This is a genomic window from Methylobacterium sp. WL103 (assembly GCF_008039885.1).
Classification (GTDB): Bacteria; Pseudomonadota; Alphaproteobacteria; order Rhizobiales; family Beijerinckiaceae; genus Methylobacterium; species Methylobacterium cerastii.
On the sequence record NZ_VRUX01000810.1, the window covers coordinates 1 to 1,540 of the forward strand.

2 protein-coding genes are annotated in these 1,540 nt (G+C 72.4%); both read right to left on the bottom strand.

All coding sequences use genetic code 11. The features are described from left to right. The coding region (locus FV222_RS25675) for a phosphatase domain-containing protein (RefSeq protein ID WP_246685666.1) at nucleotides 1–1,094 on the bottom strand (1,094 nt) is incomplete at its 3' end. Nucleotides 1,095–1,207: 113 nt separating this feature from the next. Then, the coding region (locus tag FV222_RS25680; RefSeq protein WP_147815975.1) for a tyrosine-type recombinase/integrase at nucleotides 1,208–1,540 on the bottom strand (333 nt) is incomplete at its 5' end.

Here is a 1,540-nt window from a genome sequence, read left to right on the forward strand (position 1 = left end):
GGCTCGCCGCCGGACGCGTGCTCGTCCGCCACCTCCGCCACCGCGGCCGTTGCGATCAGGCCGAGGCCGGCCGCGTGCCGGGCGATGGCGGTGCTGTCGGCGGCGATGACGAGGTGGCTGCCCGCTTCCGCCACCACCTGGGCCAACGCCTCGATCTCGCGGATGCGGTCGGCGTCGCGCGAGACGTTGCGGATGTAGACCGCCTTCACCCGGCCGGGATGGTCGGCGACGATCCGCCCGTACACCTCGGGGTCGTGCTGGCCGCTGTCGCCGATCAGCACGAAGGGCAGGTCGCGATAGAGCGACAGCATGTGGACGATCAGCGCGCGCTTGTGGTCCTCGGCCCGGCGGGGGAGGGGGTGCTTCCACGACAGGCCCCATTCGCGCAGGAACAGGATCGGGCCGACCGGGATGCCGTGGATCTTGAAGAACTCCGACAGCATCTCGTAGAGGCCCCACGGCGCCCGCGAGACGTAGAGCATCGGGTTGGCCTGGGTGCCGTCCGGGCCGACGTAGAGCGCCCGGTAGAGCGCGGCGACGCCGGGGAAGGCGACGCGGTTCTCGGCATCCTCCACGAACAGGCGCCACAGCATCTTCACCTTGTTCGCGACGCCGGTGCGCATCACCGTGTCGTCGATGTCGCTGACGACGACGCAGCCGGTGGCGCCCGGCGGCACGAACACCTGCGCCCGCGCCTGCACGGGCGGCTCGACCTCCAACGTCAGCGCGACCTCGTGCCAGCCCTGGTCGCCCGCGGGCAGGGATCGCGGGTTGAGGTGGACGCGGAAGTAGCCGTCGCGGTCGGTCTCCACCCGCGTCTGCGCGCCGCCGAAGCGCGCGGTGACGGCGGCGCCCTTCAGGGCCCGCCGGGCGATCCGCCGGGCGATGTCGCGCAATTCCGTGCGCAGGCTCTCGTCGCCCGGCGCGGTGTCGGGGTGCGACTGGCGGAAGATGCGGCCGATCAGGAAGATCTCGTCGGGCGAGCCGTAGCCGCGATAGGGCTCGATCACGATGCCGCCGCGCCCCTGCGCGCGGCGCACCGGCCGGGCGACGAGCTTCAGCGCCCGGATCGCGCCCTTCCTCCAACGCCGCACGCCTGCCCCCATCGCTTCCCGTCCGCCTCTGCCGTCCGCCTTTGCGGCCGCGACGGTCAACGCCGCAACCGTCGCATCGGCACCCTCGCGCCGGCCCGTTCACGCGGGCGACCTTAAGGCTGCACCTCGGGCGAGCCTTCGGGGCCAGCTGGCTCGTCCATCAGCGGATGGAGGTCGCGCACCATGGACTTGAGGCGGTCGTCGAGGACGTGCGTGTAGATCTGCGTCGTCGAGATGTCGGCGTGGCCGAGCAGCTCCTGCACGATCCTGAGGTCGGCGCCGTTGTGCAGCAGGTGGCTCGCGAAGGCGTGGCGGAGCACGTGCGGGCTGACCTTGTCGGCGCGAAGGCCTGCCGCCTCCGCCGCCGCCTTCAGGTCGCGGGCGAAGGCCTGGCGGGTGAGGTGGCCGCTCTCGCTGTCGGCGGGAAACAGCCACGGCGATTCGCC